General features: G+C 59.2%; 8 protein-coding genes and 1 pseudogene. 6 read left to right on the forward strand and 3 right to left on the reverse strand.

Going from position 1 to position 7,012, the window contains the following annotated elements; genetic code table 11:
• From AC07FD_RS09415 to AC07FD_RS09425, 3 genes and pseudogenes are all read left to right on the forward strand, one after another.
• Nucleotides 1-284: hypothetical protein (locus AC07FD_RS09415; protein WP_478349613.1), on the forward strand; the 284-nt coding region annotated here is incomplete at its 5' end.
• Between the two features lie 397 nt (nucleotides 285-681).
• The gene (locus AC07FD_RS09420) at nucleotides 682-1,026 is read left to right on the forward strand and encodes a DUF992 domain-containing protein (RefSeq protein ID WP_478349614.1); all 345 of its coding nucleotides are present in this window, start codon (nucleotides 682-684) and stop codon (nucleotides 1,024-1,026) included.
• A gap of 100 nt (nucleotides 1,027-1,126) precedes the next feature.
• Nucleotides 1,127-1,318, forward strand: a pseudogene (locus AC07FD_RS09425) (hypothetical protein); the annotation flags it as partial.
• A 65-nt stretch (nucleotides 1,319-1,383) separates the two neighbouring features.
• On the opposite strand, the gene AC07FD_RS09430 reads toward AC07FD_RS09425, so the two are convergent.
• Nucleotides 1,384-1,569, reverse strand: coding sequence for a hypothetical protein (locus AC07FD_RS09430; RefSeq protein WP_478349615.1), 186 nt, complete (start codon nucleotides 1,567-1,569; stop codon nucleotides 1,384-1,386).
• Between the two features lie 432 nt (nucleotides 1,570-2,001).
• Between AC07FD_RS09430 and AC07FD_RS09435 the strand changes: the two genes are divergently transcribed.
• Together AC07FD_RS09435 and AC07FD_RS09440 are read left to right on the forward strand one after the other, a co-directional pair.
• Nucleotides 2,002-2,520: a BA14K family protein gene (locus AC07FD_RS09435; RefSeq protein ID WP_478349616.1), complete on the forward strand. Its 519-nt coding sequence runs from the start codon at nucleotides 2,002-2,004 to the stop codon at nucleotides 2,518-2,520.
• A 606-nt stretch (nucleotides 2,521-3,126) separates the two neighbouring features.
• A complete protein-coding gene (locus tag AC07FD_RS09440; protein WP_478349617.1) occupies nucleotides 3,127-5,073 on the forward strand; it encodes an adenylate/guanylate cyclase domain-containing protein in 1,947 nt (648 codons plus the stop codon).
• Nucleotides 5,074-5,248: 175 nt separating this feature from the next.
• On the opposite strand, the gene AC07FD_RS09445 is transcribed toward AC07FD_RS09440, so the two are convergent.
• Nucleotides 5,249-5,539: a helix-turn-helix domain-containing protein gene (locus AC07FD_RS09445; protein WP_478349618.1), complete on the reverse strand. Its 291-nt coding sequence runs from the start codon at nucleotides 5,537-5,539 to the stop codon at nucleotides 5,249-5,251.
• A gap of 412 nt (nucleotides 5,540-5,951) precedes the next feature.
• Here AC07FD_RS09445 and AC07FD_RS09450 point away from each other — a divergent pair, with 412 nt between their 5' ends.
• On the forward strand, nucleotides 5,952-6,452 hold the full coding sequence (locus AC07FD_RS09450; RefSeq protein ID WP_478349619.1) for a sulfocyanin-like copper-binding protein: 501 nt from the start codon (nucleotides 5,952-5,954) through the stop codon (nucleotides 6,450-6,452).
• A 27-nt stretch (nucleotides 6,453-6,479) separates the two neighbouring features.
• Here the strand turns inward: AC07FD_RS09450 and AC07FD_RS09455 are convergent, their stop codons facing one another.
• Nucleotides 6,480-6,611 carry a hypothetical protein gene (locus tag AC07FD_RS09455; protein ID WP_478349620.1) on the reverse strand — a complete coding sequence of 44 codons (132 nt, stop codon included), beginning with the start codon at nucleotides 6,609-6,611 and terminating at the stop codon, nucleotides 6,480-6,482.
• Nucleotides 6,612-7,012 lie beyond the last annotated feature (401 nt).

Genomic DNA, 7,012 nt, shown 5'->3' on the forward strand with positions numbered 1-7,012 from the left:
ACCTGCGGCGAGGAGGCGGCGGCGCAAGGGAATCTAACTTTGCGCCGCTGTCCTCCGAGCCGGTTAATCAAAGCATGAAGAAATTGGCGGGAACGACGTCAGGCGGCGCCCTTGGGTGGCATATTCGTGCACCTTGTCCTTCTATGCATATCGCATCGACCTCAGCCCAGAAATCCGTACGTACGTGCCTTGAGAAGGCCGTGGGGCGCTTCCCGAATTACGCCACCGCCTGGGGTCTTCTTTCGCTAGTCTACATCGATGACTATCGGTTCGAATCTCCATAAACGACGTAACGTTAACCCCGCTGATCCATCCGGGTTTATCGCCGATCGGCCGGAACAAAGCCGCCAGGCGCAAATTGGGTCCACAGCACATGTGTGCATAAACAAGGACCTATCCCATGAAAATCCGCTTACTTCTGGCCGCACTGGCAACAACCACAGCCATGGGAGGAAGACACCGGCAGTGTCTATGAGGCGATCCTGGACGCCATCGTTCACCACGGTGCTGGGTGGAAGCCCGCCATGGCGATTGTTACGCCTTCGCCTTCCGCTTCGCCGCAGGCTTCTTGGCCGGGGCAGCCTTGCGACCAAGCCCGAACGTAATTTCCTTTTGTGGTATCCTAGCAGGCAACGCACAGCCTCCAGGGAAGTCTCGACCACCTTACAAGGAGCAATCACAATGCGTAAACGTCTCGCAGCCATCACTCTTGTCGCAATCACCGCGTCCGTTATGCCCAGCGCGGCTCAGGAGGCCAACACGACGGTCGGACTGCTCGACTGTGTTGTAGAAGCTGGCACACGCTTCATCATCGGCTCGAAAAAAGCTCTGGCATGCACCTTCACGTCGGCCAACCCGAAGGTCGCACCCGAAACATACCTAGGGGTGATCACGAAGTTGGGGCTGGACGTCGGCCCCACGCCGAGGGCATTGCTGCGGTGGCGGGTCCTTGCGCCAACCGGTAACGTCTATGCGCCCGGCGTGCTGGCCGGTGACTACAACGGCGTTGTTCGCGATTTTTGGTGACGGTTCTTTCGGGCTACCGGCAAGCGACAAAGCGCTTGAGCCCGCGCAGGTCGGAACCTGACGCTTCAGGAGCGCCTGGGTAGATGATGGTCCGCATCCGCCGCAACGAACGTTAGAAGAGCTGCGGCTTTTCGAAGTGTCGGTTTGCCCGGATCCGGCATACCCCGGTACGTCGGCTGGCCTGCGCCGAAATGGGCGCATTGTACCAAACGATGTCGACGCCGCCTTCAACGCGCGGCGAGGTTATGCGCTCAGGCGAGCGGAGATGGAGCAAAAGCTGAGAGGCTTATAGGCGCCGCCGTCTGGCCAAGGTTGAGGCGGCTCATAGTCTGCGCGGGATTCGGTAGACCGCTCGCGCTACTCGGTCTTCGGCGGCACTTCTTTCTTGATCGTCTTCGTATCCGCAGCCTTCGTTGTGTCAGACTTCTCAACGCTAGCCGTCTTGGTCGTGTCGAGGGACGCCTGCACTTTCTGCCAATCGCAAGCCGATGCCGCAGCCGCGGATAGCCCCAGCGCAACGGCGAGGGCGAGAATGGTTTTCATCGTCGTTCTCCTCTTATGGGTGCTCGTAGCGTAACCCGTCTGGCACCCGCCGCAAAATCACTTTTGGCCCATGAAGAGAAACGGTGCCGGGCGCTTTCCACTTCGGCAACCGATGTGGTGCCAACAATCACAAGGATTCACATGACACCCGAATATGAAAAAGCCGCCGTGGCGGCTGGGCGCGCTGGCGCCTTGGCGGCGTGTCCATCTGCACCAGTAACAGCCTGCGCCAAGGATGCTTCCGGGCGGCGCAGGGTGAAGGCCGCAAAGCAATCGTCGACGTCATATATCGATCCGAAGGTGACACTGACCTAATCGGCGATGGCGCGACCTCCGCCACGGAGTTATCGCGGAAATCGGGAACAATTTTGGCTCGACGGCGTTCCCCATGCGGAAAATTTCAACGTTGCTTGCTCCAACAAGGAGGCGGCCATGAAGTCCCCATTAGCCATGGTAACCTCTCTGGTCGCCGCCTTTGCAGTAACGAGTTCTGCTCCAGTTGAGGCCGCGCCGATCTTCGTGCCCAACACACCAGGCGCGCAGTCCAATGTCCTTCAAATTCGGGATGGCTATTGGAGAGGCGGCAATTACAACTGGCACCATGGCCACGGCTACCACGGTCACGGGGGGCACAACGACTTCTGGTCATCCGGGGGCGCATTTGTCGCCGGAGCGCTGTTGGGCGGCATCATCGCCAACAACGGCTTCTACGGCGGCGGCTACTACGGCGACCCGCATTACGGGAGCGGCTATTATGGCGACCCGTATGGAGGCGGCTACTATGGCGGCCCGTATGACGGCGGCGGCTATTACGGCGGCGGCTATTACGGCCATCGCCACTATTACGGCCACCGCTACTACGGCCACCGCTACTATGGCAATAGTTATCACTCGAACCGGTCTTATCTCCCATGCTCGCCAAGGGAGGAAGATTCCGGTAATTGTTATTAGCGAAGCGAGCCTCGCAGAAGCGCATATCCGCTTCCTTGGCCATTGCTTGGCCGGCCAAAACGATACTTGCAGTCGCGAGTACAATACCTGGAAATGCTCAGGCTTGGCCCGGATGTGCCGGCAATGGCGGATGACTTAACCCCGAAATTACGCTGCGAGCGATGCGGCTCGAAGAAGGTCGGACTGATCTACGCACCGGACCCACGTAAGATGTCCGGCATGGGACAGAACCTCTATTCGAAGGCGAAGGACGGAATATAAAGAGGCTGTCCGCCTTCTACGGGCCAGCAAGCGCAGCGCAGCGGTGATTGGGAGCATTTCAGCCATTGCTAACGGAACCGAAACGCTAAATTTTATTGAATCGCGTCCTAGGTGGTGTCATCGTGACAGACTGTTGCCCGTCCAGAATCGTCTCAACCATGGCCGGCGCAAGCAGCGCGCAAGCCCACGGTCGAGGTCGATTTCGGGCTTCGCTGGGCGCATGAGGTCGAGGTTGAGATCCGCATGAAGGGCGATGCGATCTTCTTCGATCTTAGCGGCAAGTTTTGAATCGGGTCATGGATGGAGGAGCGTCGGACCGGCCAAGGGCAAGACAGCGGTGGCCGCTTGGTTCAAGCGCCGGCCGACCCCTCAGATGCTCCACTGCGGAGCGGCGGGGGTCTGAGCTGGTCGCGTCCCCTTCAGACGCTGGTGGCAGTCACGACAGTCTCGCTCATCCTTATTGTCTCGGTTGCGCTTATCGGCCTTGGCTATCTTCGCGCCCGCGAGGCCGCCCTCGAGGATGCGCAGGCTAGCATGCGGGTTTTTTCCGAGCGGCTGGTCGAACGCTTCTCTGCCCTTTCCGACCAGACGACCACTGCGATCGGTATGCTCGCGGCGGTACCGAACGCGTTACTGACTCCGCCGCCCGAGCGAGCACAGTACAAGGCCCGGATGCTGCGCGAAATCATTCGTCGCGCACCGCAATTGGACGGCGTCTATGCAGGCTACCCGAACGGCTCGTTCTTTCATGTAGTCAACCTGAAGACCCCGGGTTGGCAGGCTGCGCTCGACGCGCCGAAGAATGCCGTGCTTGCCATTCGCAACATCTGGTTCGAGCGGGACCAACTTGTCCAGACGCTGATCTTTCAGGACGCGTCGAGCGCGACCATCGGCGTGACCGCTCCGGCAGCCGTAGTCTTCGATCCGAGGACCCGGCCCTGGTACAAGGCGGCTGAAGGCATCGTCGATCCAGTGTCGATTGGCCCTTATCAGATGGCGACGACCGGCAAGATCGGAATGACGATTGCCCAGTCGCACAGCGCCGACCGGCACATCGTCATCGGCGCCGACATCATCCTGGACACTATTACCGACTTCCTCGCCGCCGAGCGCATCACCCCTCAGACGGTCTCCTTCATTATCGATTCATCCGGCAATCCAGTCATCCATTCGGATCGCGCCTTCATGGCAAAACTGTTCCGCCGCGTCGGGGAAATTCCACCGGACGATCCGATCGTCGACAGCGTGCGCGCCGATGATACCTGGACGGAATTGCCGCGCATCATCGATGTGGGCGGTCGCTCTTTTCTGGTGCTGGTCACGCCGTTGCGCTCGGGCCTCTTGCTTGTCGGCCACCGCGTGGTCGTTGCGGCTCCTCTCGACGAACTGACCGCCGATGCGCGGAAGTCGGCGCTGCATGAGCTGCTCATCGCAGCCATTGTCGTGCTCGGCGCGGTGCTGCTTGCGCTGTTCGTGTCGCGGTTGATCACCAAGTCCCTGCATCTCCTGACGGTCAGCGCCGACCGGCTGCAGCGTCTGGATTTCGCAACACCCGTGGATGTGAAGTCACATGTCAGCGAGATCACCTCGCTCGGCCGATCGATGAACAGGGCGCGTCACGCGATTTCCACCTTTGCGCTGTATGTGCCGAAGGAATTCGTGCGCAAAGGCATCGAGTCCGGTCACTTCGCGGGCCGGACGGCGGCGCGACAGGACGTCACCGCACTGTTCACCGATATCTATGACTTCACCACGATCAGCGAGAGCCTTTCCCCCGAACAGGTCGTGGCGATGCTCTCTGAGTATTTTGACATCCTCAATGACGTGGTGGCGGCCCACAACGGGTCGCTGATCCAGTTTATCGGCGATTCCATCTACGCGATGTGGAACGCACCGATACCCGACCCTCAACATGCCAAAAATGCCTGCCTGGCGGCGCTCGAGGCCGAACGGCGACTGGTCATTTTTAATCAGTCGCAACGGGCTAAGGGACTACCCGAGTTCCGCACCAGGTTCGGCATCCACACCGGGCAGGCGGTCGTTGGCAGCGTCGGCGCGCGCGAAAGGCTGCAATACACGGCGATGGGCGATACGATCAATGTCGCCTCGCGCCTGGAGGGCATGAACAAAAAATACCATACGGCAATCATCGCCAGCGACGCTGTCCGCGACCTCTGCGGCGCTACTATTTGTTTCAAGCTGATCGGAACAGCACAGGCGAAAGGTCGCGCACAGGCGATTACGCTCTACGAAGTCCTGGACGCGCCTGTGCGCAAGTTGGTCGCGGATTGAAAGACCGGTCAGGATTTTTTGGAACGAACTTAACTGTTTCGCTCTGGAAGACACGTCGCCCGCCGACCAGATGGGGCTCGGGGCTGCCGGACAGCGACCGCTCCGAACCTAAATTAGGCGATGTCTGCTTTCAGGACGTTGCAAACCGGGCTTTAACGGCCGAGATGCTGAAAGGTTATCCTTTTCTCTGCCGGCGGCGCCACATTTTATTGTTGGTGTCGATGCCGCTATCACCTTCAGAGCGGGCTAGGGATGGAGTGCCTTCGACGGTGAAGACAATTCCCGCGTCCTCAAATGCCTGGCGTATGGCGGCGATGTTGTGGGGACGCAGTTTCCTAACGCCGTTCTCAAAATCGCTGATCGTCATTTCGCTAAGATTGGCCTTTGCGGCAAGTCGCACTCGCGACCAGTTCAGTAGGGATCGTGCTGCTCTTAATTGATTTGCTGAGAGTAGGTTTCTGTCCATAAGCACTCAAACATTCAATATGGCTGATATGTTCCCATTGACGCGACGTGCGCAACTGGAGCTTACGAGCAAGCGGGCTCCTCAAAGGGAGCAGGCTTGACGGCATGGGCGAATAGGCGGCTCGGCTGCCTGGGGGTCTCGGGGGACAGGCAGAACAGCGTTAGCGTAGGAACTCACGAGCCTTGACGGCACCGACCATCATTTCGGCGTCCTGCTGCTCTGCCAGCGCCCGCTCGATGAAGGGCACGGTCACGACGAAATAGCGGCATCTCGAGCCCGAGCATCCGAGCCGTCGCAAGGCACATGGTGGCGCGCGGTTTGATCTGGCGCAAGGACGGTGGGTGACGTTCATGAACGAGATAGTGACGGGGACGTAAAGCGCCTCCGCTGCCGTCCCGATGGAGAGATCGTCATGAAAAGCATATTGAGAAGGGCAGCGCTCGGGCTCGCTGCTGCCACAATACTGATGGCCGGCCATGCCGGCGCCGTCCAGGCTGCTTCGCTTGTCCAGATATCGCTGTGGGACAAGGGCGCGAGCACTGAGATGCCGATGGGGCTCGCCTATGCAGCGCCCGGACTCGATCTCGCCAAGGCGACCATGGGCATCAAGGTTTTGCCCGGTGCGGTGAAAGCCGGGGAGGTCACATTCAATGTGAAAAATGACTCCAAGGATACCGTTCACGAAATGATCGTGATGTACCTTGCCGATCCCAGCAAGCCGCTTCCTTACCTTGAGGCCGAGAACCGGGTCGACGAAGACAGGGCTGGCGACAAGGGCGAAGTTTCGGAGCTTGATCCCGGCAAATCAGGCACATTGACCGTCGAACTGAAGGCTGGAAAATACCTGCTTGTCTGCAACGTGCCAGGTCACTATGGAGCCGGCATGTGGGCCGAATTCACCGTCGATCAATAAGGAAGGCCGTTGGCTCTGGAGGATCTCTTAGTGCTTCGGCTTCGGCGTGATCTCCTCGATCCGCACCTTGTCGCCGATCTCCTTTGCGAGCGCGAACGCCTTTTCCTTGTCCTTGGTCGTTAGCACCGTACGCCAATGCGGCTTTTCGAAAACGCTCACGACGTAGGTTGTTACGGGCTTGTCGGTTATCTCTCCTCCGGGGCACTCAAAAGCCCGTGCCTCTGCCTTAACGATTGTTCAATTCATCTACATTAGAAGCCTCTAATGTGCTTCTCCATTCTGCTTTTTGGCTGGGCGGCATTCTTCGGTTGGGACTTTGCCGCTAACCATGGCAACTTCACAATTCGCCTAGGTGTGCGAGTTGCCCACCTAATCCACATGTTCGGTCTTATGTGACCGCGCGGCGCGGCGCGAGGCCTAGGAAGCTGTGATCGCTAGGGTAATCCTTTGGTTGTGGCTGACGATCGTAGGAATCCTGCAGCGATGCGTGCCGCAGATCTTCCTCGCCCCGCAGATGCTTCACAGTCGCCACCAAGCCCGGCTTGACCCACTACGTCGCC

The sequence above is a fragment of the Mesorhizobium waitakense genome (assembly GCF_056431085.1).

Bases quoted from the DNA above. Each gene is read 5' to 3' on its own strand.
- AC07FD_RS09420 (WP_478349614.1), top strand. From the start codon at position 682: ATGCGTAAACGTCTCGCAGCCATCACTCTTGTCGCAATCACCGCGTCC.
- AC07FD_RS09430 (WP_478349615.1), bottom strand. From the start codon at position 1,569: ATGAAAACCATTCTCGCCCTCGCCGTTGCGCTGGGGCTATCCGCGGCT.
- AC07FD_RS09435 (WP_478349616.1), top strand. From the start codon at position 2,002: ATGAAGTCCCCATTAGCCATGGTAACCTCTCTGGTCGCCGCCTTTGCA.
- AC07FD_RS09445 (WP_478349618.1), bottom strand. From the start codon at position 5,539: ATGGACAGAAACCTACTCTCAGCAAATCAATTAAGAGCAGCACGATCC.
- AC07FD_RS09450 (WP_478349619.1), top strand. From the start codon at position 5,952: ATGAAAAGCATATTGAGAAGGGCAGCGCTCGGGCTCGCTGCTGCCACA.